Raw genomic sequence first — 26,280 nt, 5'->3', positions numbered from 1 at the left:
GGGGCGATGATGGAGCTCTTCTCGAAGTCCATCAACTCCGCATCGGCATGACCACACCTGGCCTGTCTCAGTGACGGCACTTCGGACCATCACAGTCGACGGCTCCCCCGTCCACGTCATGGAGAGCGGCACCGGGCCCGCGGTGCTGATGCTGCACGGCTCCGGACCCGGTACGACCGGATCCGGCGCCTGGGCAACGACGGCACAGGCGCTGGGCACGTCCTGGCACCTGGTGGCTCCTGACCAGGCGGGGTTCGGCCGTACACCAATCGCGGCGGGCTCCAGGGGTGGGCTCCGGCTGTGGACGGAGCAGGCCGCGGGCCTGATGGATGCTCTCGGTGTCGAGCACTACGCCGTGGTGGGCCACTCCATGGGCGGTGCCGTGGCGCTGGCGTTGGCGGCCGCGCGTCCCCAGCAGGTCACCCGTGTCGTGGCGGTCTCGACGATGGGCGCCCCCGGGGCGCCGCTGTCCGCCGAGCTCGACGCGGTCTGGGCCGCCCCCGCCGGCCCGCTCGGGGCACGAGACATGTTGAGTCGCCTCGTCCTCGACCAAGCGCTCGTGACCGAGTCGGCCGTCGCTGCCCGTGCAGCTGCGATGCGAGCGGGGGCGGCCGCATTCGCGTCGTTGTTCCCTCCACCTAGGGCACGTTGGGCCGACGAGCTCACCCTCTCGGCGCAAACGCTGGCAGGGGTCCGCGCGCCCGTGCTGCTCGTCCACGGCGCCGAGGACCGAGTCACCCCGCTCGGGACGGCAGCCCTGCCCCTGCTCGAACACCTGGCCGATGTCCGTCTGCACGTGCTCGGCCGATGCGGGCACGTGCCGGCGCTCGAGCACCCGCACGACTTCAGGCGACTCCTGTCGTGCTTCCTCGGCCGGGAACGAGGTCACTAGTCATGCAGGTCCGGCGATGCTGCGTAGCCACAGCATCGTGCCGCACAAGTGGAGTCCGGCCAGGTGGCTCTCGGGAGTCTTGTCGTAGCGGGTGGCGATCCCGCGCCAGTTGCGCAGCCGGTTGATGCACCGCTCGACGGTGTTGCGGTCCTTGCACAGCTCGGCGTCGTGGCTGACGGGGCGGCCGGGCGCCGACTACTTCACCAAGCGCAACCCCGAACGAGCCATGCGCCGCATGGTCAAGGAAGCCAACAGCCTCGGCCTAACCCTCCGCTTCGAACCCATCTCAGCGCGCTCTGACCTCACCCACTCTGAACTTTTCGTGTCAGTGGCGAGCGCTATGGTGCGTGGCCGTGGACGCTACTGATCTCGACCACAAGGCCCGGACGCGATCCGGCTGCATCCCGCCAGAGCTCGTCTCGCGACTGCTCGAACGCGGCCACGTTGCCGTGGTGGAGCAGCAGGCGGGGCGAGGGGAGTGGTTCTGCGCCCTGGCGTGGGCACGGTTGCTGGGTGAGCAGGGCCGGCAGTCCGAGGCGTTGGAGGTGCTCGCCCCGTATCGGGCAACCGGCTGGTGGACGGCCGTCGTGGCGGTGGCCGAGTTGCTGGAGGGCTGGGGCCGTGTTGAGGAGGCGATCGAGATCACCCGGGTCCGTATGGAGGCTGGGCATCCGATGGCGCTGGAGTTCTACACGCGGCTGCTTGCCCGGCACGGCCGCGCGGAGGAAGCGTTCACCCTGCTGCGCCCGCACCTCAGCGAGCTTTCCCTCGCCGTGGCTATGGTGGACGTCGCTGGCGCTGCCGGCCTCGACGAGGAGGCCGCCGCGCTGCTCGCCGCCCTGACCGGGCACGAGTGTTCCGACTTTCCGTGGTGTTGCCGGGGCCTCGACCGTGACACTCTGAACGGGCTGATCGCCACGATTCGCGAGCGCCAGGGTCGCACCGACGAGGCGATTGCCCTGTTGCGCACCGGCAGCACCACGCTGCTCAGCCACCGTGAACAACTGACTGCGCTACTGGCGCGGCAGGGCCGGCTCGGTGAACTGCGGGCCGCTGCGGCCTCTGAAAACTCGGGGCACGCCGTACAACAGCTTGCGAGAGTGCTGGAGGAGCGCGGCGACGTGGAGGGGGCGATCTCGGCATACCGGCAGGCCGATGGATCCGTGACCCGTGACCCCGACTCGGCTTTCGAGTTCGCGCGGCTCCTGGCCCGGCACGGTCGGGGCAACGAAGCGATCGACGTGATGCGCGTCCAGGCCGACGCCCACAGCGGGGACGACTGGATCCTCCATGCTTTGTGCGACCTGTGCCTGGACCAGGAGCGTCCCGAGGACGGCCTGGCGTATCTCGACGCGCTTGCCGCTGCCCGCGGGGGAGAGGAGGAATGGGACCTGTACTGGATGCGGCTGCCGCTGCTCGCCGCCCGCGACGGCGTCGACGAAGCGATCGCACAGGCCCGCTCCCACCCCGAGGGCGCCACCTCGTACGCGGCGCCGCACATCGCTGAGCTGCTCGCCGGAGTCGGACGCACCGAGGAGGCTGTCGCCGTGCTCGAACAGCATTCGCCCGGGAATAGGCATGACCTGGCCGGCTGTCTCATTGACCTCGGCCGGGTCGAGGACGCCCTGGCCCTTCTCCAACGACGTAACCCCCGGCTGCCCGAGCTGACGGGCAGCCCCTGGCACCACGATCCCCCGTTCTGAGGCACGGAACTGGTTCCAGATGGGGAAGGTCTTGCCGGTCGGGAAGGCCGCGCGGGTGCGACAGGTGCGAAGGTCGGCCGCGTCGCGGCCGGCCACCTGCCGGGGTCCTTGCCGCGTCCGGCCGCGGGACGTGCGCACAAACACCGTCATGTGACGGTCGATTGCGTCGCCTTCGCGCTCCTAGTGTTTTCTCACGTCAGGAGCTCGATGACAGGGGATTCCCATGGCGTGGCACGGTGCTCGTTCGGCGACGGGGCGGGCGATGGTCGGCCGCCCCGCCGAACGCGAGGCGATCGGACGGCTGCTCGAAGCGGTACGGGAGGGACTCAGCGGCGTCCTGGTGCTGGTGGGTGAGGCCGGGATCGGCAAGACGCGGCTGCTGGACCACGCGGCGGCCGAGGCCACCGGCGTCGCGGTCACCCGGCTGGTGGGCGTCGAGGCCGAAAGGCCCCTCGGCTACGGCGCGCTGCACCGGCTCCTGCGGCCGCACCTCCACCGCGCCGACCGGCTTCCCACCCGGCAACAGGCCGCCCTGAACGGCGCGTTCGGCCTGACCGACGCAGCCCACCCGGACCGGCACCTCGTCGGGCTGGCGACCTTGACCCTGCTGTCCGACGCGGCGTCGGAGCTGCCGATGCTGTGCCTGATCGACGACGTCCACTGGCTCGACCCCGAGTCGTCCGCGACACTGGCCTTCGTCGCCCGGCGCCTTCACGCCGACTCCCTGGGCCTGATCTTCGCGGCCAGGGACGGCCTCGGCGACCGGGGGCTGTTCGACGCCCTGCCCTCGCTGCGGGTCGGCGGGCTGCCCGACACCGACGCCCGGGAGGTGCTGGTCCGTGCCGTCGCCGGGCACCTGGACCCGGCCGTTGCGGACCGGATCGTGACCGGCACCGGGGGCAATCCGCTGGCCCTCGTCGAACTGGCCGCGCACCTGGGCGCCGAGCAGTTGGCCGGGGTCGCACCGCTGCCCGAGCCGCTGCCGGTGAGCAGGCTGCTGGAGGAGCACTTCCGGCAGTGCGTGGCGGCGCTGCCGCCGGACACCCGGACGCTTCTCCTCCTCATGGCGGCGGCGCCGACCGACGACATGGCGGTGGTCCGGCACGCGGCGGGCGCGCTGGGCCTGCCGGCCAGTGCCGCGACCGCCGCCGTCGGGGCCGGCGTGCTGGAGCACGGGCCCGGCGCCGGGTTCCGGCATCCGCTGATCCGGTCCTCGGTCTACGCGGCGGCCTCCGGGGACGACCGGCGGCGGATCCACGCCGCCCTCGAAGCGGCCAGCGACCCGGCCCGCGTCCCCGACCGGCGGGCCTGGCACCGTGCCGAGGCGGTCCTCGGCACCGACGACGCGGCGGCCGCGGACCTGGAGGCCGCGTCGGACCGGGCCCGGGCCAGGGGCGGCTATTCCGCTCAGGCGCTCTTCCTGTCCAGGGCGGCCGAACTCACCACCGAGCCGGCCATCCGCGCCGAGCGCTACCTCGGCGCGGCCCAGGCCCATCTGGCCTCCGGCGACCACGCCGCCGTGCACCCCCTGCTCGACCTGGCCCTCCCCGCCCTCGACCGGCCCGCCGCCCGCGCTCGTGCGCTGCGGATACGGGCCTCGGCAGAGCTCTTCGAGACCCACAACGACCGCGTCCCCGCCATGATGCTCGACGCCGTGGCCGAACTCGGCGACGCGGATCCCCGCATGACCCGGGAGCTGCTCTACGAGGCCATGCACGCCGCCGTCATCGCCCAGCACACCATGCACCGCACGACCTTGGCCGAGGTGGCCAAGGTCGTGATCAGCGCCCCCCACGACCAGGACGCCCCGGCCTGGAGCCCCGACCGGCTGATCGAGGGCCTGGCCCTCCGTACCACCTACGGCTACGAGAGCAGCGTCCCGGTGATCCGTGAGGCCCTGGCGAAACTCCGCGCGTCGGCTGAACTCCACGACATGGCCAGCCCGCTCAGCATCGTCGTGGGCCTCGTGGCGGGCGACGTGTGGGACATCGAGGCGTACGCCGGGATCGCCGGCCGGCTCGCCGCCGAGAACCGCACCCAGGGAGCGCTGTACAGCCTCAGCCTGTCCCTGACGGTCCAGGCCTACACCGAGATCTGGAACGGGCGGCTGACCACGGCCGACGCACTCCTCGCCGAGGCCGACGACTACGCCGCGGCCATCGGCCTGGCGACTCAGGGCGACCTCAACAAGGCCCTGCTGTACGCGTGGATGGGCAAGGAGAGCGAGGTGCGCGCCGTCACCGCGGCGATGGACGCCGTCGCCGCGGCGTACGGACTCGGCATGCTGCGCCAGCTGGCGCTCCACGCCCGGTGCATTCTCGCACTGGGCATGGCGTGCTACGACGAGGCGCTGCGCCACGCACTGCCCGCCTACGAGGAGGACGTCCCGTCGGAGGGCAATCTCATGCTGCCGCTCCTCGTCGAGGCCGCCGTCCGCGCGGGCGACCGGCGCACGGCGGCTCTGGCGCTCCAGCGGCTCGAACACCGCGCGCGGCTGGCCGGAACGCCGTGGGCACTGGGGCTCCTGGCCCGCTGCCGGGCCCTGACCGAGGAGGGCGCCGACGCCGAGACGTGGTACCGGGAGTCGATCGACCTCCTGGGCAACGTCCCGCTGGCCGCGGAACACGCCCGGTCGCGGCTGCTGTTCGGCGAGTGGCTCCGGCGGCGCAAGCGCCGGGCCGAGGCCAGGGAGCACCTGCGGGCCGCGTACGAGTCCTTCGACGCCTGGGGCGCGACCCTGTTCGCCGAGCGCGCCCGGATCGAGCTGCTCGCGACCGGGGAGAAGGCGCGTCGGCGCGTTCCGGAGACCAGGTCCGATCTCACGCCCCAGGAACGGCACGTGGCGCTGCTGGCCGCCTCGGGACTGACCAACGCTGAGATCGCCTCCCGGCTGTTCATCACGACCTCGACGGTCGAGTTCCATCTGAACAAGGTGTTCCGCAAGCTCGGCATCACCTCGCGCCGGCGGATCGCCGCCGCACTCGGCGGGCCGACGACCGGCTGATCCCCACGCGGCCCCGGCCCGCCGAGCGGCCGCGCCGCGATCCGGCGCGGGTGGACATGCGGCGCCGCCGACCGCATGATCGATTCTCGTGAGCACTACCAACGACCGGCGTCTCGTCGGGCGCGACAACGAACTACGCTCCTTGTTCGGGCACTTGGACGCGGTCGATTCCGGAGGCCGGGCGGTCGGGCTGTTCGGGGAGCCCGGGGTGGGCAAGAGCGCGCTGCAGGCGGAGGTCGTGGAGCACGCGCGATCCGCCGGGTTCACGGTGCTCACCGCGCGGGGCAGCCAGTCCGAGACGCACCTCCCCTTCGCCGGCCTCCATCAACTGCTGCGTCCCCTGCTCCCACGCCTCGACCGGCTGCCCGCCCCCCAGCGCGACGCCCTCCTCGTCAGCTTCGCCATGAGCGACTCCATCGAGGTGCAGCCGTTCTTCACCGCCTTGGCGGTTCTGGAACTGCTCGTCGACGCGGCGGGGGACGGCCCCGTCCTGGTCTGCCTCGACGACCTGCACTGGCTGGACCAGCCGTCGACCGACGTACTGGGCTTCGTCTGCCGCCGGATGGCCGGTGAGCGGGTGGTCGTGCTGTGCACGTCGCGGCCCGAGGCCCTGCCGTTCGCGGACCCCCACACGATCGAGTGGACGGCACTGGACGGCATCGACGACGCCGCGTCGGCCGAACTGCTGGACGCACGGGCGCCGCATCTGCCGGCAGCCGTGCGGGAGCGCGTGCTGCGGCAGGCCCGCGGCAACCCGCTCGCCCTGGTCGAGTTCGCCGGCGCGCTGGAGTCGGGACGGTACGCGTGGACCGAGTTCGACGAGGACCTGCCCATGACCACCCGCCTGGAGCGGGCGTTCGCCACGCGTGCCGAGCACCTCGACCCGGCCGTCCGCGCCGTCCTGACCGTCGCGGCGGTGGACGACGGCGACGACCTCGACGACGTCCTCGCCGCCGCGGGCATCCTCCACGGTTCGCCGGTCGACCTCGGCGCGGCGCAACCGGCCTTCGAGCACGGGCTCCTGACCGTGACCGGCGAGCGGTACCGCATCGCCCACCCGCTGGTCGGCTCGGCCCTCCGGCAGGGCATGACGGCGGCCGCACGCCGGGAGGCCCACGCGGCGCTCGCGCGCGTCCTGACCGGTCATCCGGACCGCGCGGTGTGGCACCGGGCCTCCTCGGTGTCGGGCCGTGACGAACGGATCGCGGCCGAGCTGGAGCACGCCGCCGGGAACGCCCAGCGCCGCGGTGCGATCGCCTCGGCCGCCGCGTGGCTGGAACGGGCGGCCGCCCTGAGCCCGGACCCGCGGTCGCAGGCCGCACGTCTGCTCGGCGCCGCCGAACTCGGCTTCCAACTGGGCCGGTTCAGCCACGTCGAGCAGATCAAGGCCCAGGTCGCGGGGATGACGCTCCGGCACCGCGACCAGTCGCGGCTCGCGTGGCTCGAAGGCGTCTTCCACGACGGCTCCACGGGTGAACCCGCTGAAGTGCGCCACCTGGTGGGCCTGGCCGAGCACGCCACCGGCGAACAGGACGTCGACCTCGCCATGCAGCTGCTGGTGGGTGCGGCCCGGAGAGTGTGGTGGCGCGATCCCGGTCCGACGGTGCGGCACGAGATCGTCCGGGCCGCGGAGCAGGTGAACCTGCCGGCCCACGACCCGCGGCTGCTGGCCCTGCACGCGCTGTGCGGATTCCACGAGCGGACGCCGATGGTGATCGAGCAGCTCGCCCGATGGCCGGCGGACGCCGACGGGCAACCGGAACTCGCCGGCCTGCTGGGCATCGCCGCGTTCTGCACGGGCGATTTCCGGCAGGCCGTCGGCTTCCTGTCCACCCCCGTCCGGGAACTCCGCGCCCAGGGCCGCATGAGTCTGCTCGCCGAGGCGCTCGCGATCCGGGCCTGGGCCGAGGTCTACCTCGGGGTCTTCGACCCGGCGCGCTCGGCCGACGAGGCCATGCGGCTCGCCGACGAGACGGGCCAGTCGCTGTGGGCCGCGACCGCGCGCATCGCCGTGGCGCTGATCGACGCGGTACGCGAGGGCTGGGACACCCGCCACCAACTGCTCGCGGAGGCCGAGCACGCCGCGCTGCGCACGCCGAACGCCGCGTCGTCCCTGCTGGCCGGCGTGCAGCTGGCCCGCGGCACCGCAGAGCTGGGCGCGAACCGGCACGAGCAGGCGTACGGCGAGCTCCACCGCGTGTTCGAGCCCGCCGACCCCGCGTTCCAGCGGATGCAGCAGGTGTGGGCGCTCGGCTACCTGGCCGACGCCGCCGTCCGCACCGATCGGCGGGCCCAGGCGAGAACCGCGCTGGCCTCCATCGAACGGCTCGTGGGCGACTCCCCTCCCACGGGGGCGGCCATCGCCCTGGAGTACGCGAGAGCGGTGCTGGCCGACCGCGCGTCGGCCGAGCCGCTGTTCCGGGCCGCCATGGACGGGGCGGCTTCCCAACTGCCCTGGCATCGTGCCCGGATCGACCTGGCGTACGGCTCGTGGCTGCGCCGGCAGCGACGTGTCCTGGAGTCGCGCGGACCGCTGCGGGCGGCACGGTCGGCGTTCGACGCCGTCGGTGCCCGCACCTGGGCGAACCTCGCCGACCAGGAGCTGCGCGCGACGGGCGAGCGCGGGTGGCAGCCCACGTCGAACCCCCGTGAACTGCTGTCGCCGCAGGAGACCCAGATCGCCGAACTGGCGGCGCGGGGACTGTCCAACCGCGAGATAGGACAGCGGCTGTTCCTGTCGCACCGTACGGTCAGCTCGCACCTGTACCGCATCTTCCCCAAGCTCGGCGTCGCCTCCCGGGGCCAGCTGGCCGCCGCACTGACCCGCCACGGCGATCAGCCCTCGCCGCGGCCGCCCTCGGCGGGTTGACGCCCGCCGCCCGGCGGCGGGTCCGCGCGGTGCCGCACGGTCCCGCCGTTGCGGTGCCTACCGGTGCCGGTCGGTCAGGTGGTGGCCCGGGCGGCCGCCTCGACGAGGTCCGCGACGGCTCCCGGGTGGGAGACCGGCACGGCGTGCGAGGCACCCCGTACCGTCACGGTGCGGGAGTGGGCACGCTGCGCCATGGCCCGCTCGGCGGCCGGCGGGATGGCCTGGTCGGCTCCGGCGACCAGGTACCACGACGGAATGGTCCGCCAGGCCGGTGCGCTGCTGGGCGCGGCCAGCGCACCCACGGCCACCGGGCGCTGCGCGGCCGCCATCAGCCGGGTCTCGCGGGCCGGCACGTCCGCCGCGAAGACCTGCTGGAAGGCGGCGGGGTCGATGTAGGCGTCCTGGCCGCCGCCGGGCAACGGCCGCACCACCAGGGACGACGGCAGCCGGCTGCCCGGGTACTCATGGGTGATCCCCAGGGCGCTCTCGCCCTGGTCGGGTGCGAACGCGGCGATGTAGACCAGGGCCTTGACGTTGGCGTGGCCCGCGGCGGCATCGGTGATGACCGCACCTCCGTAGGAGTGCCCGACCAGGACGACCGGCCCGGGGATGGTGTCGAGGACGCTGGAGACGTAGGCCGCGTCACCGGCCAGGTCGCGCAGCGGGTTCGCCACGCCGAGGACGGGGTAGCCCTCGCGCTCCAGCCGGGTCACGACCCCGTTCCAGCTGGAGGAGTCGGCGAAGGCGCCGTGCACCAGGACGACCGTTGGCTCGGCCGTGTGCGCGGCGGCGGGCGCGGGGGCGGACAAGCGCGGCACGGCCTCGGAACTCGCCGGGACGGCGAGCAGGGCCGCGGCCACCAGCGCGGGGATCAGCATGCTCCTGCGTCGCAGGAGGGCTCGGCCGGACGGCACCGGCAGGGTGAACCTCATGTCGGACTTCCCTTCTCGATATCCATACCTGATGAGGAGTCACAGCGTGGGCGGCGGCCCGGTGACGCGCAGCTTGAAGGCCTCGGCCGAGCCCACGATCGACGCCAGGTCGAAGGCCGGCGGAATGTCCCTGGCGTCGGTCACCGGGACACCGTTGGCCCTGAACCACTCCTCGATGCCGGCCGGGCTGAAGACGACGGCGAGCCGCGCGCCCTCGGAACGGACCAGGTAGCTGTGCGGCACGCCGCGCGGGCCGAAGGCGACCTGCCCGGGGATCAGGTCGTGGCGCTTGTCGCCGACAAAGAAGGACACCTCGCCGTCCAGCACGAACCAGAGTTCTTCCTCGTTCTCGTGCACGTGGTGCGGCGGCGCGTGACCTATCGGGTCGGAGAACTCCATCACGCTCATCGCGTCGCCGGTCGCCCGGCCCGGGAGCAGGATCCTGGCCTGCCCGCCGAGGAACCAGAACGGCTCGGCGTCGGGTGTGGCATCGAAGCCGGGGAAATCCTTGATCACGATCGCTTCTCCAGAGGCGAGGCGGGACGGCCCAGGAAGCCGAGCAGCATGGCGGTCAGTTCCTCGGGGTGTTCTTCGTAGATCCAGTGGCCGGAGTGCGCGATGGTCACCCCGGTGACGTCGGAGGCGTACTTCTCGGCCTGTTCGCCCTCGGCGTCGCCGAGGCTGCCGGAGGCGCCGATGGCGAGCACGGGCATCCGCAGCGGGGTCTTCACGAACTCCTCGTTGTCGCGGATGTCCTGGGGGAACACCCGGAACCAGGCGAGGCTCGCCTTGAGGTGGGCGGTGTCGCGCAGGTAGTGCGCGAACACCCGGATGTCGGCCGGGCTCACCGCTCCCCGGACGCCCTCGAACCCGCCGATGAAGCCGGCGGTCCAGGCGACCTCCCGGCCCTTGATCATGTTCTCGGGCAGGCCGTCGGTCAGGTTGAAGAACCCGAAGTTCCAGACTCCGGGCCCGTGTTCGGTCAGCGAGGGGATGGAGTAGATGCCCTCGTCCGGGATCGGCGCCTCGCTGAGGACCAGCTTCTTCACCGTCGCCGGGTACTGCGCGGCGTAGGAGTAGGCGACCATCGTGCCGATGTCGTGGCCGACGATCCGCACGTCACCGCCCCTGCCGAGCGACACCAGCAGCGCGTGCAGCTCGGCGGCCATCGTCTTCTTGTCGTAGCCGGAGGGCGGGGCGTCGCTCTGCCCGGCGCCGGGCAGATCGGGGGCGATCACCGTGTAGTGCGCGGCGAGGGCGGGCATGATGCCGTGCCACTCGTACCAGGTCTGCGGGTAGCCGTGGAGGAGCAGCAACGTCGGCCCGTGGCCGCCGATGACGTAATGCAGGCCGATACCGGCGACGCGGGTCTTGTGCTCGCTGAACCCCGCGGGCAGCCGCTCGCCGGCGGACGAGGCCGACGCGGGGGCCGCGTTCGTGGTGAACGTGGTCACCCCTAGGGCGACGGCCAGGGCGAGGGCCGTGCCGAGCAGGCGGCGGTTTCGGCGCGGGTTTCCGGGCAGGTGGAATCTCACTCGGGCTCCAGGATCGGTAGTGGTTCCCTCCGCGATCAGAGGGTGTCGGTCATGCCGCCGTCGATGAGGAAGTCGGCGCCGGTGACGTTGCCCGACCGCCGGCCGGCCAGGAACACGACCAGGTCGGCCACTTCGGAGGGCAGGGTGAACCGGCCGGTGACCGCCGCGGCCGCGGCGGTGTCGGCGACGGCGTGCGGATCCAGGCCCAGGCTCGCGCCGACGGTCGCGGCCACCCCGTCCGCGCCCCGCCACAGCTCGGTCTCGACCGGCCCCGGGCTCACCGAGTTGACCCGCACGCCCTGCGGACCCACCTGCTTCGACAGCGCCTTGCAGAAGTTGGACAGGGCGGCCTTGGCGGCGCTGTAGTCGATGACCAGCGGATCGGGAAGCCGGGCGTTGACCGAGGAGACGGTGACGATCCGGCCGTCCCCGGTGTCGACGAGATGCGGCAGCGCGCTGCGGGTGGTGCGCACCGCGGCCATGAGGTTGACCGTGAACGTCCAGTCCCAGTCGGCGTCGGTCATGGCCAGGAAGCCCTCGACCCGTGGCCGCACCGCGCCGACGTTGTTCACCAGGACATCGAGCCCGTCGTGCCGTTCCACCGCGGCGGCGACGAGCGCGCCCGGGCCGTCGGGAGTGGCGAGGTCGACCTCGAAGACGGTGAGTTCCGCTCCCTGCTCGATCAGGTCGTCGAGTTCCTCCGTGCGTTTCCTGGTCCCGGCGACGACCCGGGCCCCGGCCCTGAGCAGGCCCTGCGTGATCGCCAGGCCGATGCCCCGGCCGGCGCCCGTGACCACCGCCCGCTGCCCCTCGAGGCCGAGGTCGTGCGAAGCAGCGGTCACCGCGACGCCTCCAGGCCCTGGAGTCGCAGCCAGGCCAGCGCCTCGTCCGCGACCTCGCGCCAGCCGCTGTCGATGGTGAGCGAGTGCCCGCGGTCGGGGAAGTTCATGAAGTCGGTGACCGCCTCGGAGTGCCGGTACTGCTTGAGTGTCGCGCGGGTGACGGTCTCCGGGACGGTGTGGTCCTTGCCGCCGGACATCAGCAGCAGCGGGCCGCGCCCGGAGTTCTCGGTGTCGACCTTGGCCGGTGAATGCGGGTTGAAGTTCGCCGCGGCGGCCTCGAACAGCGGCTTGCCCGGCGCGGGCATGGTCCACTGCGCGAACAGGGCGTCCGACTCCTCCTCGCTCACGGCGTTACCGAACGCGAAGCGGAACTGCTCCGCGGTCAGGGACACCGCGCGGTGCTTGTTCGCCGGGTTCTTGAACACCGGCAGCGTCGACCGCAGCGCCGACAGCGGCAGCGGCAGGACCCCCTTGATCTGCGCCGCGTCGATCGCCACCGCGGCGGCGGCCAGGTCCTGGCCGAGCAGCTTCTGCGCGATCATGCCGCCGAAGGAGTGGCCGATGAGGATGGGCAGCGTGCCCATACCGCGGATGATGGACGCGTAGTGCTCGACGACGTCGTCGATGCCGTGGTCGGCGATGCTCTCGGGGTTCTGCCGCGCCTCCTCCACGGTGTCGGGGTCGCCGGGCCATCCGGGCGCGGACGGGGCGTAGCCCTCGTCGCTGAACAGGCCGATCCATGGCTGCCAGGACGTGCTGTGCAGCCACAGGCCGTGGATGAAGAGGACGGGTGTGGGACTGGTCATGGCCGTCGGGCCTTTCTCGCGAGCGGAATCGATGGGTGAGCGGGTCCGGTGGGGACCGGGCGGAGGATCGGGAGCGGAGGACAGGAGCCGGCGTCAGGGGCGGGTGCCGAACGGGCCCAGCGTCCCGGCGTCGATGCGGAAGGACTCGACCAGGGCCGCCGCGTTGTCGAGCGTGAACACGTCCGCGGCCGCGAGGAGCCCGGTGTACTTCGCGGCGACCGGTGCGGCGGCCTGCGCCGCCACCGCGTCGAGATAGGTCTTGAAGACCGCCCACGAGTTGCCCTGGGGGCCGTACTTGTCGAAGTAGGGCGTGGGGTCCAGGTTCATGGCTGCCCGGGTGGAGGCTTCGAGGTCGGCCATGTACGCGCGCTGGAGGTCGCCGTCCGCGCGCACGCCGAGCCGGCCGAGGTGGCCGCCGACCAGGGTCCGCCACGGGTACCCCATGGCGATGTCCTGCGCCCGCAGCCAGGCAGGGATGTCCTGGGAGACCGCCAGGTTCTTGAACGGCACCCAGCCCGGATACAGGATGTCGACGACCATCAGCGTCCCGTGCTCGGGCGCGTGGATGAAGATGTTGTCCGGGGAGTGGTTGGGGCCGTGGTAGGCCAACTCCAGCCGCTCACCGCCGACGTGCAGCGTGTAGCGGTTCTCGAAGGTGACGGTCGGCGCCGGGCGGTTCGGGTCGGCGGCGCGCAGCAGCAGGCGCCGGCACTCGGCATGTCCGATGCGGACGACGTCCTTGCCGAAGATCGACGAGGCGCCCACGTGGTCGGCGTGCGAGTGCGAGTGGACGAGGTGGGTCACCTTTGCCGGACGGCCGTTGGCCCCTGTCACCTCCGCGATCGCCCGCAGCAGGTTGTGGCCGATGGTCGGAGGGGCGTCGACCAGGACGACGCCTTCCCGGGTGCTGAGGAACATCACCTGGTAGAAGCCGTCGGTCACCCAGTAGAGGTGTCCGTGGATCCGGCCCACGAAGTAACCCGCGTCGTTGAGTTTCGGCCCGGTCGCGGAGGGCGGGACGGGCGCGAAATCAGGAAGCCCGGGGGTGCCGGCCGCGGCGGCGGCCGTGCCGCCCAGGGCCCCGCCGACCAGAGCGGCGGCCGTGGGCAGCGCGGCCGCCGTGCGCAGCAGGGACCGGCGGTTCGCCGCGGCGTCCCAGAATGTCGTCCTCATGACCGGCCTTTCAGTGCACATCGATGTCAGCGGAGTCCCCGCGATCACGGGCACGACATGCAGGACACCACCGGGCCCGGTCCGTTCGCATCGGGGAAAGACCCCTGTCCCGGAACGGCCCGGCCGATCGGCACGGCCTGGGGATCGACGCTGATGAGAGGTCCGACCGCCGCCCGGCCTGGCGGAATGCCCGGCCGTTGGCGGGCGGCAGGTCTGCACGTTGGGGTAGGCGCGGTTGCGCTGGTGGGTCAGCCGTTGCGGGAAGCAGCCTGGTCGCGGTCGAGGTGGATCGGTTCGGCGGTCATGACAGGTCTCGCTCGATAAGACCGACCGGCGAATGGTGGGCTGCCTGGCGGCTGGACGCTGTGGGTACGAGACAGGCACGGGCCTGGTGATCACGGAGTTCTCTACGCTCAATGATCACTGGAGGGCCCGTGCCTGCTGTGCCACCCTGCTCGAACCCCTGTGGGACCACTTCGCCGCCCTGCTGCCCGCGCGGGATGAGTATGCGCCGACCCACCCGCTGGGCTGTCACCGTCGCCGGGTCCCGGACCGGATCGTCTTCGAGCACATTGTGCACGCCCTGGTCCACGGCACCGGATATGAGCGGATCGCCAGCCCGGGCTGCTCGGACCGTACGATCCGACGCCGCGTCGAACTTTGTCGCAGATGGGCATATCAGAGCAGGTCCACGCGCTGGCGTGCCAGGTGTACGACCAGATGATCGGCCTCGGACTGGCCGAGATCTCCGTGGACGGCTGCATCACGAAAGCTCCCTCGGCGGCGAGAAAGCCGGACGCTCCCCGGTCGACCGGGGCAAGCAGGGACTGAAGCGATCGGTGGCCTCGGATGCGGCCGGGGTCCCGCTGAGGATCGTCTCCGCGAGCGCCAACCGGCACGACTCACCGCTCCTTGGCCCCACCCTTGAAGCAGCGAAAGCCCAGGTGGGAGCACTCCTAGAGCACGTCAACCTCGACCGCGGCTACGACAGCGCCAAGACCCGAGCCCTGCTCGCCGAGTCCGGCTTCACCGGCGAGATCGCCCGCAAGGGCGTGCCCGCACCGATCCGGGCCGGCAAACGGTGGGTGGTCGAGCGTTCGCGCGCGTGAGATGAACGGCTACGGCAAGCTGCGGCGCTGCACCGAGCAGGACGGCAGCGCCGTGGACTTCTCCCTCTACCTCGCCGCCGCATTCGTCACGCTCCGCATGCTCATCCGACGTTCGACGAGCCGCTATCGCTGGGACGGCCGGCCCACCACCCGACGCCTCAAGTGATCCATTTGCCGGTCGGTCCTATCTGGAGGTAGAGGTGCCTTGATGGGCGGTAGCGCCTGCACCACACCAGTCCGTCAGGGCCTGTCGGGCGTCCTCGGCCCGGCGTTGCGGATGTTCCTCCGAGGTGGTCCACGCGATGTACGCGTCCGGCCTGACCAGCAGGGCCCTTCTTGTCAGGCCTGGCACGGACACGAACTCGACCTCGTCGGCCCAGCCTTCAGTCACCGCGGTGGGGAGCGGCGCATCCGCGGCGGTGACGAGCACGAAGCGCCGGGTGCGCAGAGCCTCGTACAGCCGCTTCCCGTCGGTCAGTGGCAGGTCGGGAACGCGCTTGCCGGCAAGCGGGGGTGCGCCACTCGGAGCGGCGTAGGCGATGTCGAGTCCGGAAATCGCCCGGGCGGCCCGCTGGGCTACGGGCCGGATGCGCAGCACCGTGCGGGCGAAGAGGTCGCGGAATCCGCACATCGCCTTTGGCGTCGTCAGTACCCCACGCAGAAGTGCGCCGCTCATCCGAAGTACCCGATGGCCCACCGGATGCCGCTCGGCCTCGTACGTGTCGAGCAGAGCGTCCGGAGCCCGGCCGTGCAGGACAGCCGCCAGTTTCCAGCTGAGGTTGACCGAATCCTGGATGCTGGTGTTGAGGCCCATCCCGCCGGCGGGTGAGTGTACGTGCGCGGCGTCGCCGACGAGGAAGACCCTGCCGACGCGGTAACGGGGGCACTGGCGTTCATCGCTGTGGAACCGGGAGAGCCAGCGTGCGTCCCGCATGCCGAAGTCGTTCCCGAGGGCCCGCTGGGCGACTGCGCGGATCTCGTCGAGATCGACGGCCGTGGTGTCAGGCATGTCGTGGTGACGGTTCCAGGCCATGACGCGGAACCAGCCGTCGCCGAAGGGCACGACGATGGCGAAGGCGTCTCCCACCGCCCCGACGGTGGGAGGTTTTCTCGGTGGCTCGGCCAGGCGTACGTCTGCAAGCATCATTGAACGAACCGCGGACCGGCCGGGAAAGGGGAGGCCGAGGGACTCACGCACCTTGCTGTTGCGGCCGTCAGCGCCCACCACGTAGGCGGCACGCAGGGTCTGCACCGTGCCGTCCGGGGCGCGTACCTCGACGTCGACGCCCTTGGAGTCCTGCCGCAGACCGGTCGCCTCGTAGCCGCTCTTGATGTCCACTCCGTGGGTGAGAGCGCGGGAGCGGAGCAGACGCTCGGTGTTGTACTGCGGGGTCACCAGGACGTGCGGGTAGCGGGTCGGCAGCCGTGAGAGGTCGATCTGCAAGAACTGCAGGACCGGATTGCGTAGTCCGGTCTTGAGCAAGTCGTCGGCGATCCCGCGGGCGTCGAGTTGCTCCATCGTCCGGGCGTGCACGGCGAACGCCCGGGTGAGCTGGGACTCCCCTTCGCGGCGCTCCACCATGGTGCAGGCGATCCCTGCCTCGGCCAGATCGCCCGCGAGCATCAGTCCCGCGGGGCCGGCCCCCACGATCAGCACGCCTTCCTCAGGGCGCATGTGCGTCCTCCGCATCGATCGACATGGAATTCGGGTGTAGGGCCGCCTCGGCGGTCTTGACGGATGAGGCGAGGTCGGTCGGTCGAGCGCGCGATTCGACGGTCCTCACCGCGTGCTCCCGGTAAGGGCCCTCAGGCCGCCGGTGCGCGCGTGGCGGTGAGGAGTTCGTCGACCGTGAGCGTCGCATGTGAGATGAACGGATACCGAAGAATCATCGCGTCGTAGGCGTCCCGGCCCCCCGACTGCCACGGTCGCATCGGTGAACGTGGTCATGTGGAAGCTGTGTTCCATGCAGCTGCGGGCGGTCGACTCCACGCACGTCGTCCCCACCATGCCGGCGATGGCGATGTATTCCGTGTTGTGCTGGCGGAGCTGGACCTCCAGGTCCGTGTTGGCCAGGACGTCGATGTTCTTGTGCGGAGTGATCAGATTTCGCCGTGTTGAGGCGACAGCTCGGGGTGGGAAAACATCTCGTGGTGGACACCGGAGATGTGCTTCCACGAGGAACACGATCGGCTGCCCCGGCCCCCAGTCCTTTGAAGATCTTGGTTCCGTCTGCGGTCGTGATGAAAGCCACGGCGCGGATCCTTCCCTCGCTCACCGGGAAATCCGGGTGAACCCGCGGCGGACGGATTCCCGCGGCGGCTGATTCCCTCGGGGAATACGACCGGATGGTGCACGTCGACTCATTCACGCTACCCAAGAAGCACCGAATCGGCGCGCCGTCAACCCCCTGGTGACGGCCCCGGCTGCACCACAGACACAGCTGGGCATCTCTGCGACCCCACCGAGCACCGCCCCAGGAGGGAGAACCACTCAGACCTGATTCAGTCCACCGTCGACGTAGAGCTCGGACCCTGTGACAAAACTGCTCTGGTCGGACGCGAGGAAGAGCGCTGCCGCAGCAGCCTCGGCGGGCTCGCCCATCCGGCCGAGGGGAACCTGCTGCGCGAAGAACGCGCGGAGCGACTTGGCCTCTTCCTCGTTGGGGGCCAGGCCGGTGATTCCCGGGGTCTTGATCGGTCCGGGCACCAGGGTGTTGACACGGATGCCACGGCCGCGGAGCTCGTTGGCCCAGGTGCGCGAGAAGGAGCGGACGGCGGCCTTCGACGCGGCATAGACGCCGAACGCCTCTCCGCCGGTGGTCGCGGCGGTGGAACCGGTCAGGATCACCGAGGCGCCGTCATTGAGGAGCGGCAACGCCTTCTGCACGGTGAAGAGCGTCCCCCGGACGTTGATGTCGAACGTGTCGTCGAAGTGCTGCTCCGTCACCTCCTCCAGAGTCGCGAATTCCCCGCCGCCCGCATTCGCGAAAAGCACGTCAATGCGCAGGCCCCGCTCGGCCACGACCGCGTAGAGCCGGTCAAGGTCGGCCGGATTCGCTATGTCTCCGCGGACAGCGGTGACGCTGTGGCCGATCTCGTTGGCGGCCGCGTCCAGCGCGTCCTGACGCCGACCGGTGATGATCACGTGGGCGCCCTCGTCAGCGAAACGCCGCGCTGCGGCCAGTCCGATGCCGCTGTTCGCCCCGGTGACCACTGCCACTTTGCCTGCGAGTACTTCCGTCATGACGTGCCACTCCTCGATAGTTATTGACTAGCTCGTCCATAACGTTACCTGTTGTGGACGAACGAGTCAAGAAAGCGCTATGCTCACCCCCATGGCACGGCCACGGAAATTCGACGAGCAGCAGGTACTGGACACCGCCCGGGAGCAGTTCTGGGCGGGCGGGTACGCCGCCACTCGCATGGACGACATCGCCGCGGCCACAGGCCTCGGCAAGGGCAGCCTGTATGGCGCGTTCGGCGGTAAGCAGAACCTCTTCCACCGCGTGTTCGACGACTACTGCAGCGCAATCGTCGACGCCACCGCCCAGCAGCTGCGCGGCGACGACAAGAACGCATACGCGCGGCTGTCGGCCCACATCCACGCGGTGGCCGCAGCCACCGCCGCAGACACCGCCCAGCGCGGATGCCTGCTGGCCAAGGGCACCGCCGAGCTGGCCGAACACGACAAGACCGTGGCCGAGCGAGCGCACACGGCCGTCGAAGCACTGCGCACCCTGCTGGAGCATGACATCACTGCCTGCCAGCGCAACGGCGACCTCGACGCGGACGCGGATCCCGGACAGCTGGCCGCGCTGGTCCTGGCCGTACTGCGCGGCATCGAAGCACTGGGCAAGGCCGGAGCCGACGAAGAGACGCTGACCGGCATCGCCCGCACCGCCCTCGCCGTACTGCCCCGCCCCGCGAACTGACGGCCTCCGGCGACCGCCCGGTCCGGTCACGGTGACGCGGTCGCAGCAGAAGAACCACTCGCCGACCGTCACCTTGCGGCCCGCCGCGCCCCTCGCCGGAACCGCGACACCGCGATGAGGACCTCGGCGCGGGAGCCGGACCGGTCGGGGCGGACGACATCGAACCGTGGCGGCCCGCAGAGCCCGTGAGTCTCGGAGCCGGGCGGATCGGAATGGCGGTTCGCAGACCAGACAGGCCTCCCGATCGCCCGGCACTTCATCACGATGGACGCGATCCGCACGGCCGACACCGACGCCCTGGCCGCCGTGCCGAGGCTACCCGGTGCCAACGCCCCGAGGATCGCAGCCCACATCGCCGCCATGGGCGAGGTCATCGACAAGATGACCTCCGCCGGGGTGAGCAAGAGCGAGCCGGTCAGAAGGCGAGCTGCTCGTCTGTGCGCTGCGGTCGCATCACCAGCTCGATGAGCCCAAGGAGGCGTACCACCTGCACTCGTGGGAGTACGCGCGTACTGCGGACGCCGTGGTCGTGCGGGCCGTGGCCGACTGGTAGCGGAGCGGGGAGCGCAGCGGCACCGTCTCGTCATCGGCAGGCCAGTCCTAGGATGTGCCGCCGCCGCTTTGGGGGCGCTGTAGTTGAGCGGCACCGTGGTCTCCTGGCTCAGAACCCATGCGTGAAGCTGGTCGTCGCCGGATTCGGCGGCGGCCTGGGCCGCGGTGGCGAACCAGGCGCGCTCTGCGCCTGCGCGGGTAGGGGAACGGCCCGGATGGCCGCAGTCCTCGGACTGCGGCCATCCGGGATTCACCGGCGGATCTGGATCGTGATGGTGGGAGCCGCAACTGCGAACAGAGCCAGTCCGACCGGCGCAGAGACCGTCAGGGCGCCTGGCGGTCCTCGCCGCGAATAAGTCGCTGGCCGCGACGGCTGCCGTGAGCGGGCTGCTGTGGTGCCACCGCCACTACCTGACCCGCGACAGCTGGAGACGCCGCCTGTCGCAGGCAGCGGGTGTGGCAAGGCCGATGCTGGAGCTGGCGCAAGCCGGCACCGGGCGCTCAGCAACTCGCTCCTGGCGGTGAACCCTCCCGGCCTACCTGGATCAGCGGCTTGCGACCACCCGGAAGTTGACCTCATTCAGAGAGATGGCTTCGCGCTGACCAGCTCTGCCGGCGGTTGCGGCCGCGGCGACGGCGGCGTCCCTTCCGGTCCGGGTGATCGTGGACTCGCAGTCCGTCAAGGCGCGGAGACCGTTCCAGCCCAAACGGCGGTTATTGCGCGAGCGCAGCGAGCCCAAAGGACGCCCCTTTTGACAACTCGAACCGTCAAGGTCTGTGGTCACGCGCGAACGGCCAGGCGCCTGCGCACCTGGCCGTTCGGCAGTCGCCGTCAGGCGCTTTGCCAGCCGGAAGTGCGCCCGCCCCGCCAGACAACTTCGATCTGAGTGATTACAGTGCCGGTCGGCGCGGTGAACCCATAACAGCTGCCGCCGGCCCCATCACCGTCGGCAACGTCGTAGATCTTGCCGCCGGTGACCTTGAAGCGGCCGTAGACCCCTACACCGTCCGGTTCCTCGTCGCATACCGACCCCGTCTTGTGGTCGTACGACACCCAGATCGACCCGAGCATCGTTCCGTCCGCGGCCTTGACAAAGGCGGAGCCGTAGTGGGCCGCCGCAGGCGTCGCAACGGCGAGCACGCAGGCTGCCGAGGCAGCGGCGACGGTAAGGAATGAGGTGGTTCTTCTCAACGTGATCTCCCTCGTGAAGGGTCGTCTTCAGGGCGTCTTCCAGCCGGAACCGCGCGGTGGATCGCTCCGCAAGACTGCTTCGAACGCGGTGATGTACTTACCGGTCGGCGCGGTGAACCCGGGGCAGGTGCCACCAGCACCATCGGAATCGGCAACGTCGTAGATCTTGCCGTCGTTGAGCTTGAAGCGACCGTAGACGCCCAGACCGTCCGCATCCCTGTCGCAGACATACCCATGCTCGTGGCCGTCATAGACCGCGGCCTCCGCGGCCACCACAAAACCGGCATACGTATAGACATAGGCCCTCATCGTGTGGGCCGCTGCGGGCGTCGCGAGAGTCAGCATGCCGGCGATCATGGCACCGGCGACACCCAGGACTGGGATGGTCTTTCTCAAGGTGATCCCCCTCGTGAATGTTCGAGTCGTCTGTGATTCAAGTCACGTGCGTCGGAACGTTGCCATGTACCGCACAAGGCGTCAATAGCAAGAAGGCGGAGGGCGTCGGGCTTCCTCGGGAGGGAGTCTCACCCGAGGCTTTTGGGTCTGGTCCGAAAATTAACGTCGGAACCCTGGCGGGTAGGTGCGTTCAGGCGGCCTCGATGGGTTCGAAGCGGACGGTCAGGCCGAGGGCGTTGGCCTGCCGGGTGATTCTGCGGAGGGCGCGTTCGGGGTCGTGTTTGGCGTAGTAGTCGCCGCCGAGGTCGTAGAAGGCGGTGTCGTCGGTGAGCATGTGCCAGACGGCGGTCAGCATCGAGTGTTCGAGGGCGACCAGGGCTTTCTTCTTGCCCAGGCGGGGGACCAGGCGCATGTAGCGGGCGCCGAGGTAGGTGCGGTCGCGGGTGCGGGAGGCGGCCCTGGCGGCGGTGCCCAGGGCGGCGCCCAGCCAGCGGTTGCCGTGGCGTCTTCGGCCGGACCTGTGCTTGCCGGCGGATTCGTGGTGGCCGGGGCAGACTCAGGCCCAGGAGGCCAGGTGGCCGACGGTGCGGTTTTGTCGGCGGCCGGGCGCAGGCCGAGTACATGACGCGAGTGCGTGACCTTCCGCCGGGACGGTGCCTGGTCGTCGCCGTGGATGTGGGCAAGCTCAGCGCAGTGGGCTTGATCGCTGATCACAGCGGGCAGATCATCGGCGAGCCGGTCGACTTCGCCTTGACCCTGCCGGGGGCCGAGGCCCTCGAGCTGGCCATCCGGTCGGCGGTCCGCCACAGCGGCGCAGTCCGTGTGAGGGTCGGCATCGAAGCCGCTGGCCACTATCACCGGGCACTGGCCGCCCGGCTGCGGGAAAGTGGTGTCGACGTCGTCGAACTCAATCCGTATCACGTCAAGCTAGCCCGCGGGCAGATGGGCCAGGCCCGGATCAAGACCGACCTGCGCGACTGCATGGCCATGGTCGAGTTGCTCACCCGCGGTCAGGGGTGGCCGCTACGCGCGGACGAGGCGGCGATGGCCGAACAGCGGGCCTGGGTGGCTCACCGGAGGAGGAAATTGCAGGCCGCGAAGGTGCTGGGCAGCCAGATCCACTCTCTGGCGGACACCGCCTTCCCTGGCCTGACCGGCTGCTTCACCACCGGCCTGGAGTCTCCGACCCTGCGCATGCTCCTGGCCACGCTGCCCGACCCGGCCCGCATCGCCTGCCTCGATTCCACCGGTCTCGTCAAGCATGCGGCGGCCCACGGCAGGCGGATGCTCCGCCCGAAAGCAGCACAGGTCATCGCGGCTGCGGGTGTCGGCGTACACATGAACGTCCCCACCTGCGTACGGACACCAGCCTCGACGACATGGTCCGCAACCTCAAAACCGCCGAGGCTACCGGCCGTCTGACGAACAAGCTCGGCACCTACCTGCGGCCCAGCGTCCTGGTGGTCGACGAAGTCGGCTACCAGCCACTCGAACGAGCCGAGGCGAACCTGGTCTTCCAGGTCATCTCCAAGCGTTACGAGAAGGGCTCCATCATCCTGACTTCGAACAAGACCTTCAGCAAAGCGCACATGTTCCGGCGAACCCGTGCCAGGCAGCGCCGAAACTTCACGGGTTCCGGCAGCAACGCGGATGCTGCATGATCGAGCGGTGCTGATCGAACTGGTGAAGGTCGCAGAGTTTCCCGGAAGTCCTTGGCTTGCAGATGTCCGGACTTCGTTCGGCCACGCCGCAGTCGGATGGTGCGGGGATCGTGCCGCGGAGCCCGGCGAGTACCCCGTCGAGTGGACGATCGACGAGGACATTGTTTGGGGACAGAACGCCAAGCCGGCTGTTGGCACCGGTCCTGGGCTCCGAACTGGCGGGCACTGCGTAGTTCTGCGGGGAAAGCTGAGCCCCACGGAGGACGGTGCCGCCCTGCTGGACTTCGACGGCACGAATATCCTGCTGGACCTTGCTCATCCGCTGCCCGAAGATGTCGCCAATACGTGGGTCGAGCTCTTCATCGAGCACAACAAGGTCAGTCTCTATCCCTACGCACTCTGACCAGGGATCAGGTTCTGTCCATCTCCCACTGCGACAAGCGGCTCTCGTCGATGCGATCGGACAGATAGATCAAGGTGGCCTGTGGGTCCATGCCGAAGGCCGCGGCGACGAGCTTGGGGTCCATGCTGTTCACCAGGTCGAGCAGGCGGGTGCTGCGGATCATCCGGGGTGGGAATCCGCAGTCGTCAAGGGCGTGTGAGAGATAGGCAGTTGAGGCCGGGCTCCGCCCGGCCTTCGTTCCTTTGGTGACCATGACATGCGGGTTGTCGGTTCGCCAGCTTTCGCGGTGGGCCAGGCAGCGTTGCAGGACTGTCCAGGACGCCGGGTCCATCGGCACGGGATGGGGCCGTTTGCCAAGGCGGAGCCTCTGGGTGGTCTCGTCGACGTCATCGATCTGCAGCAGGCGGGTCTCGGAGCTGGAGGCGCCATGCAGCAGAGCGAGCATGCCGACCAGGGCCTCGTGGGGGTGCACGGTGTCGTCCGTGGTCCAGCGCCGGAAGAGGCCGCGCTGCTGTTCAAGGGTGAGCGTCACGCCTCGGAATCCCCGGGCTTCGTCCCCGGTCAGTCCGCGCGTCGGGTCGACCAGCACCAGATGCTGGGCACGGGCGAAACGGAAGAACTGTCGCAGTACGGTCAGCCGTCGCTTGCGCGCTCTGGGTAGCGTGTTCAAGAACGCCTCGATGTCGTGCACGTCGACCAATTCCCAGCCGTCCTTGGCTCGTTCGGCGATGAGGAAGAGAGCAAGATCACGCAGGATGGCCAGGGCTGTCTCCAGGGTGTGGTTGCTGCGGGGCCGGGTGCCGGCCCGGCGGGCTCTCTCCTGGGCCCGCATCCGCGAGGCGTCGAAGGCCGTCACGGCCTGCCGCAGAGGATCAGGCACAGCATCGAGACGCCTGCGACGGCGGCCCGCCGCGAGGCGTTCGCTCTGGTCGGTGGGCAGCGCTAGGCCGTGACGCGTGAAGAAGTCCTCCAACGCGCGGGCGAAGGATCCCATCGACCTGCCCGGTCTGCGGGATCGCTCCAGCAGGGCCTGTGGAGAATTGGAGTGTTCATCCCTCAGGAGCCGCCCCAGGTCGGTGACAAAACCGCAGGCCCGCGAGACACAGTGCCGCCTCGCGACGTGAGCCACGAAGTCATCCAGCCACCACGGCGGTTCAGCGAGTTGTTCCCGCAGGTGATCGCCGCGGATGAACGGACGGCCGGGATGCTTCTGCCAGCACGCCGAGCACAGGCCGAGTCCGGCATGGCGCCGCAACTGCCCGCACTCGCGGCAGACCTGCGGCGGCTTCTTCGCCGGCGGGGGCCGTGAGCACGACCCGCACCAGCCGGTCGACTCACGCAGATAGCCAAGCTGGCCGCAGCGCGGACACGGCTGCTGGGCTGCCATTCGCCGGGCCTTGTTCCGGCAATCACGGCACAGCCGACTGCCCGCCGCCCGCACCGGATGGTCGCACTGTTCACAGACACGCGAGCACAGGACACACCGGCCGGTTTCCTGCTGCAGCACTCTCTCCAGACCGCAGGACGGACACGTTGATCGCGCGGCCTTTTCCTGCATCCGGCGCCAACACCGGCAGCAGAGCTCGCGGTCGAGGAACCCGACCGGGGCACCACACGTGTCACAATCCCGCTGCTTCTTCCCCACATCGGCCGCCGCTCACATGGGTGGCATCGACCGGCCGCGCGCGGAGGCGGCCCGAGGGAGTTCGGCGACCGGACGGGGTGGGACAACGGGCCGTTCGACCGGCGTGGTGTCGACCTCAATCAAGTCGTTGGGAGTGCACTCCAGCGCCGTGCACAACGCCGCCAGGGTCGTCATCTTCACCTGGGAAGGCTCCTTGGTGAACAGCGCGGACACCGACGCCGAGGACAGCTCCAGGCCAGCTTTCTCGGCCAGCAGCCGCCGCAGTTCGGTGCCGGTCCAGACCTCGCGCTGAGCAGCGGCCATCCGCAGACGCCATTGGATCTTCATTCCGTGGACTCCTTCCCGGCCAGTTCGGCGAGCGTGCTGGCGACCGCCCGCTGATAGGCGTCCTCGATGAAGGTGGCCGAGGGCCGGACGTATCTCATGGTCGAGCTGACCGTCCAGTGACCGAGCAACTGCTGGATCGCCACCAGGTCGACGCCACGTTCGTAGTTGTGGGTCGCGCACGCTCGGCGCAGGGCATGCGGGCTGAACCACTCGGCTGCAGGACGGCCTTCGAGTTGCATGAGATAACGCAGCCGGTTGCGGATCGTCTCCCGGTGGAGACTGCCGCCGGACTCGTCCGCGAACAGCACCGGTGAATTGGGGAACTTGGGCCGCACGTCCTCCAGGAACCAGCGCAGGACCAGGTCGAGGCCGTCAAGCATTGGCACCCAGCGCGGCCTGGGACCGGAAGTGTGGGCGCCCTTGCCGAAGCGGACATGGAGCTTGCCGAACGGCCCACGGGTGAAGTGCAGATCATGCCGCTCCAGCAGGGAAGCCTCTTCCGAGCGGAGCCCGGCGTGATACAGCGTCCGAAACATCGCATAGTCCCGGGCGGCCGGGCCGTACTTCCGCGCGGTCGCGATCCGCTGCTTCATGAAGTCGAAGAACTCCCCGACCCGTTCCGGGGTCGGCGGCGGCACCAGGGCCGGCGAGTCATCACCGACATGCCGCGAGGCGTTGAACTCGTCGATGGGGCAGACCAGCCGGACGCCGAAGGCGGCCTCGATGTCCACAGCCTTACGGGCCTGGAGGAACCGGTGGAAACCCTTGAAGATCTGCACGTACTCGCGGCGGGTCGATGTCTTGCGGCCCTGGACGGCGAGGTCGCCGACGACCCGGTCGATGTCCTCCGGGGTCACCTCCCACGCGGGCCGGCCCAGGGCCTTGAGCGTCCGCTCCAGCAGGCCGATGTCGTTGTCGATGGTCACCGGGCTGAACCCGCGGGCCCGCCACGAGGCGACGAACGCGTCGACGCACATCGTCTGGAACTGCCAGGGGTCCGTACTCAACGGCTCCTGCGGAACCGCCCCTCCGGCTATGACCTGCAGTCTCTTCCCGGTCACCGGCAGCACACCTTCCTCGCGCCTGAACGGTCAAGGTGGCACCTGGAGAATCCGAGTTCCACCAAGAGAACCAACGAGAACCCCAGGAGATGGATACGGGCCGGTGGCAGCACAGATTCCCGGGAACGAACAAGTGCCAGCCCCAGATGAATGGGGCCAGGTCTTCGGAGACGAAGTCCTCGCCACCGCCATCCTCGACCGTCTCCTGCACCACTGCGAAGTGATCTCTATCAACGGCCCCAGCTA

The 26,280-nt window shown here is 70.2% G+C and carries 23 protein-coding genes and 4 pseudogenes; 11 read left to right on the top strand and 16 right to left on the bottom strand.

The genetic code is table 11. The features are described from left to right. The first annotated feature begins 70 nt into the window (after window positions 1-70). The 5 genes from AC3EUJ_RS35145 to AC3EUJ_RS35125 all read left to right on the top strand — a co-directional run bounded on the left by AC3EUJ_RS35145 (window position 71) and on the right by AC3EUJ_RS35125 (window position 8,468). On the top strand, window positions 71-892 hold the full coding sequence (locus AC3EUJ_RS35145; RefSeq protein WP_431968741.1) for an alpha/beta fold hydrolase: 822 nt from the start codon (window positions 71-73) through the stop codon (window positions 890-892). Window positions 893-983: 91 nt separating this feature from the next. Beyond that, a complete protein-coding gene (locus AC3EUJ_RS35140; protein WP_431968739.1) occupies window positions 984-1,259 on the top strand; it encodes a hypothetical protein in 276 nt (91 codons plus the stop codon). After that, window positions 1,246-2,595 (top strand): tetratricopeptide repeat protein, encoded by a 1,350-nt coding sequence (locus AC3EUJ_RS35135; protein WP_488180997.1) that lies wholly within the window; start codon window positions 1,246-1,248, stop codon window positions 2,593-2,595. Before AC3EUJ_RS35140 ends, AC3EUJ_RS35135 begins: the two co-directional genes overlap by 14 nt. Before the next feature lie 223 nt (window positions 2,596-2,818). Beyond that, window positions 2,819-5,599: a helix-turn-helix transcriptional regulator gene (locus tag AC3EUJ_RS35130; RefSeq protein WP_431968735.1), complete on the top strand. Its 2,781-nt coding sequence runs from the start codon at window positions 2,819-2,821 to the stop codon at window positions 5,597-5,599. 88 nt (window positions 5,600-5,687) lie between these two features. After that, window positions 5,688-8,468 (top strand): AAA family ATPase, encoded by a 2,781-nt coding sequence (locus tag AC3EUJ_RS35125; RefSeq protein WP_431968733.1) that lies wholly within the window; start codon window positions 5,688-5,690, stop codon window positions 8,466-8,468. 74 nt (window positions 8,469-8,542) lie between these two features. On the opposite strand, the gene AC3EUJ_RS35120 is transcribed toward AC3EUJ_RS35125, so the two are convergent. The 6 genes from AC3EUJ_RS35120 to AC3EUJ_RS35095 all read right to left on the bottom strand — a co-directional run bounded on the left by AC3EUJ_RS35120 (window position 8,543) and on the right by AC3EUJ_RS35095 (window position 13,756). Beyond that, window positions 8,543-9,400 carry an alpha/beta fold hydrolase gene (locus tag AC3EUJ_RS35120; RefSeq protein WP_431968731.1) on the bottom strand — a complete coding sequence of 286 codons (858 nt, stop codon included), beginning with the start codon at window positions 9,398-9,400 and terminating at the stop codon, window positions 8,543-8,545. Between the two features lie 39 nt (window positions 9,401-9,439). Next, a complete protein-coding gene (locus AC3EUJ_RS35115) occupies window positions 9,440-9,916 on the bottom strand; it encodes a cupin domain-containing protein (RefSeq protein ID WP_431968729.1) in 477 nt (158 codons plus the stop codon). Next, window positions 9,913-10,935: an alpha/beta fold hydrolase gene (locus tag AC3EUJ_RS35110; RefSeq protein ID WP_431968727.1), complete on the bottom strand. Its 1,023-nt coding sequence runs from the start codon at window positions 10,933-10,935 to the stop codon at window positions 9,913-9,915. Before AC3EUJ_RS35110 ends, AC3EUJ_RS35115 begins: the two co-directional genes overlap by 4 nt. 35 nt (window positions 10,936-10,970) lie before the next feature. Then, window positions 10,971-11,777 (bottom strand): SDR family NAD(P)-dependent oxidoreductase, encoded by an 807-nt coding sequence (locus AC3EUJ_RS35105; protein WP_431968725.1) that lies wholly within the window; start codon window positions 11,775-11,777, stop codon window positions 10,971-10,973. Further along, a complete protein-coding gene (locus AC3EUJ_RS35100; protein WP_431968723.1) occupies window positions 11,774-12,583 on the bottom strand; it encodes an alpha/beta hydrolase in 810 nt (269 codons plus the stop codon). The genes AC3EUJ_RS35105 and AC3EUJ_RS35100 overlap by 4 nt, the downstream gene beginning before the upstream one ends. 93 nt (window positions 12,584-12,676) lie before the next feature. After that, on the bottom strand, window positions 12,677-13,756 hold the full coding sequence (locus tag AC3EUJ_RS35095; protein WP_431968721.1) for an MBL fold metallo-hydrolase: 1,080 nt from the start codon (window positions 13,754-13,756) through the stop codon (window positions 12,677-12,679). A 451-nt stretch (window positions 13,757-14,207) separates the two neighbouring features. Here AC3EUJ_RS35095 and AC3EUJ_RS35090 point away from each other — a divergent pair. After that, a pseudogene (locus AC3EUJ_RS35090) lies at window positions 14,208-15,031 on the top strand (IS5 family transposase). Between the two features lie 18 nt (window positions 15,032-15,049). Here AC3EUJ_RS35090 and AC3EUJ_RS35085 read toward each other — a convergent pair. From AC3EUJ_RS35085 to AC3EUJ_RS35075, 3 genes are all read right to left on the bottom strand, one after another. Then, window positions 15,050-16,540: an FAD-dependent monooxygenase gene (locus AC3EUJ_RS35085; protein ID WP_431968719.1), complete on the bottom strand. Its 1,491-nt coding sequence runs from the start codon at window positions 16,538-16,540 to the stop codon at window positions 15,050-15,052. A gap of 105 nt (window positions 16,541-16,645) precedes the next feature. Continuing rightward, window positions 16,646-17,041 (bottom strand): isochorismatase family protein, encoded by a 396-nt coding sequence (locus tag AC3EUJ_RS35080; RefSeq protein WP_431968717.1) that lies wholly within the window; start codon window positions 17,039-17,041, stop codon window positions 16,646-16,648. A gap of 315 nt (window positions 17,042-17,356) precedes the next feature. After that, window positions 17,357-18,109 carry a glucose 1-dehydrogenase gene (locus tag AC3EUJ_RS35075; protein ID WP_431968715.1) on the bottom strand — a complete coding sequence of 251 codons (753 nt, stop codon included), beginning with the start codon at window positions 18,107-18,109 and terminating at the stop codon, window positions 17,357-17,359. Between the two features lie 91 nt (window positions 18,110-18,200). On the opposite strand from AC3EUJ_RS35075, the gene AC3EUJ_RS35070 reads away from it, so the two are divergent. Next, window positions 18,201-18,797, top strand: a complete 597-nt coding sequence (locus tag AC3EUJ_RS35070) for a TetR/AcrR family transcriptional regulator (protein ID WP_431968713.1) — start codon at window positions 18,201-18,203, stop codon at window positions 18,795-18,797. Between the two features lie 1,384 nt (window positions 18,798-20,181). Here AC3EUJ_RS35070 and AC3EUJ_RS35065 read toward each other — a convergent pair. The 4 genes and pseudogenes from AC3EUJ_RS35065 to AC3EUJ_RS35050 form a co-directional block, all read right to left on the bottom strand. After that, window positions 20,182-20,541: a hypothetical protein gene (locus tag AC3EUJ_RS35065; RefSeq protein WP_431968709.1), complete on the bottom strand. Its 360-nt coding sequence runs from the start codon at window positions 20,539-20,541 to the stop codon at window positions 20,182-20,184. A gap of 27 nt (window positions 20,542-20,568) precedes the next feature. After that, a complete protein-coding gene (locus tag AC3EUJ_RS35060) occupies window positions 20,569-20,937 on the bottom strand; it encodes a hypothetical protein (RefSeq protein WP_431968707.1) in 369 nt (122 codons plus the stop codon). A 190-nt stretch (window positions 20,938-21,127) separates the two neighbouring features. Continuing rightward, a complete protein-coding gene (locus tag AC3EUJ_RS35055; protein ID WP_431968705.1) occupies window positions 21,128-21,349 on the bottom strand; it encodes a hypothetical protein in 222 nt (73 codons plus the stop codon). A gap of 36 nt (window positions 21,350-21,385) precedes the next feature. After that, window positions 21,386-21,481, bottom strand: a pseudogene (locus tag AC3EUJ_RS35050) (hypothetical protein); the annotation flags it as partial. Window positions 21,482-21,558: 77 nt separating this feature from the next. Between AC3EUJ_RS35050 and AC3EUJ_RS35045 the strand changes: the two are divergent. The 3 genes and pseudogenes from AC3EUJ_RS35045 (at window position 21,559) to AC3EUJ_RS35035 (ending at window position 23,001) form a co-directional block, all read left to right on the top strand. Further along, window positions 21,559-22,359 (top strand): IS110 family transposase, encoded by an 801-nt coding sequence (locus AC3EUJ_RS35045; protein ID WP_431968703.1) that lies wholly within the window; start codon window positions 21,559-21,561, stop codon window positions 22,357-22,359. Further along, window positions 22,302-22,520 (top strand): annotated as a pseudogene (locus AC3EUJ_RS35040) (ATP-binding protein); the annotation flags it as partial. The gene AC3EUJ_RS35045 and the pseudogene AC3EUJ_RS35040, both read left to right, overlap by 58 nt. 85 nt (window positions 22,521-22,605) lie before the next feature. Next, window positions 22,606-23,001 (top strand): hypothetical protein, encoded by a 396-nt coding sequence (locus AC3EUJ_RS35035; protein ID WP_431968701.1) that lies wholly within the window; start codon window positions 22,606-22,608, stop codon window positions 22,999-23,001. A 7-nt stretch (window positions 23,002-23,008) separates the two neighbouring features. On the opposite strand, the gene AC3EUJ_RS35030 is transcribed toward AC3EUJ_RS35035, so the two are convergent. From AC3EUJ_RS35030 to AC3EUJ_RS35020, 3 genes are all read right to left on the bottom strand, one after another. After that, window positions 23,009-24,388 carry a tyrosine-type recombinase/integrase gene (locus AC3EUJ_RS35030; protein ID WP_431968700.1) on the bottom strand — a complete coding sequence of 460 codons (1,380 nt, stop codon included), beginning with the start codon at window positions 24,386-24,388 and terminating at the stop codon, window positions 23,009-23,011. 270 nt (window positions 24,389-24,658) lie between these two features. Continuing rightward, a complete protein-coding gene (locus AC3EUJ_RS35025; RefSeq protein WP_328541437.1) occupies window positions 24,659-24,973 on the bottom strand; it encodes a helix-turn-helix domain-containing protein in 315 nt (104 codons plus the stop codon). Next, a complete protein-coding gene (locus AC3EUJ_RS35020; RefSeq protein WP_431968696.1) occupies window positions 24,970-26,034 on the bottom strand; it encodes a tyrosine-type recombinase/integrase in 1,065 nt (354 codons plus the stop codon). The genes AC3EUJ_RS35025 and AC3EUJ_RS35020 overlap by 4 nt, the downstream gene beginning before the upstream one ends. Before the next feature lie 148 nt (window positions 26,035-26,182). Between AC3EUJ_RS35020 and AC3EUJ_RS35015 the strand changes: the two are divergent. Then, window positions 26,183-26,280 (top strand): annotated as a pseudogene (locus AC3EUJ_RS35015) (ATP-binding protein); the annotation flags it as partial.

It is taken from the genome of Actinacidiphila sp. bgisy160, assembly GCF_057707815.1.
This window is presented reverse-complemented; position numbering and strand designations above follow the sequence as displayed.

Excerpts from the sequence above, each read along its gene's own strand:
- AC3EUJ_RS35075 (WP_431968715.1), bottom strand. The coding sequence starts at position 18,109 with ATGACGGAAGTACTCGCAGGCAAAGTGGCAGTGGTCACCGGGGCGAAC.
- AC3EUJ_RS35130 (WP_431968735.1), top strand. The coding sequence starts at position 2,819 with ATGGCGTGGCACGGTGCTCGTTCGGCGACGGGGCGGGCGATGGTCGGC.
- AC3EUJ_RS35085 (WP_431968719.1), bottom strand. The coding sequence starts at position 16,540 with ATGCGCCCTGAGGAAGGCGTGCTGATCGTGGGGGCCGGCCCCGCGGGA.
- AC3EUJ_RS35095 (WP_431968721.1), bottom strand. The coding sequence starts at position 13,756 with ATGAGGACGACATTCTGGGACGCCGCGGCGAACCGCCGGTCCCTGCTG.
- AC3EUJ_RS35030 (WP_431968700.1), bottom strand. The coding sequence starts at position 24,388 with ATGGCAGCCCAGCAGCCGTGTCCGCGCTGCGGCCAGCTTGGCTATCTG.
- AC3EUJ_RS35055 (WP_431968705.1), bottom strand. The coding sequence starts at position 21,349 with ATGCGCCTGGTCCCCCGCCTGGGCAAGAAGAAAGCCCTGGTCGCCCTC.
- AC3EUJ_RS35120 (WP_431968731.1), bottom strand. The coding sequence starts at position 9,400 with ATGAGGTTCACCCTGCCGGTGCCGTCCGGCCGAGCCCTCCTGCGACGC.
- AC3EUJ_RS35070 (WP_431968713.1), top strand. The coding sequence starts at position 18,201 with ATGGCACGGCCACGGAAATTCGACGAGCAGCAGGTACTGGACACCGCC.
- AC3EUJ_RS35025 (WP_328541437.1), bottom strand. The coding sequence starts at position 24,973 with ATGAAGATCCAATGGCGTCTGCGGATGGCCGCTGCTCAGCGCGAGGTC.
- AC3EUJ_RS35100 (WP_431968723.1), bottom strand. The coding sequence starts at position 12,583 with ATGACCAGTCCCACACCCGTCCTCTTCATCCACGGCCTGTGGCTGCAC.
- AC3EUJ_RS35045 (WP_431968703.1), top strand. The coding sequence starts at position 21,559 with ATGACGCGAGTGCGTGACCTTCCGCCGGGACGGTGCCTGGTCGTCGCC.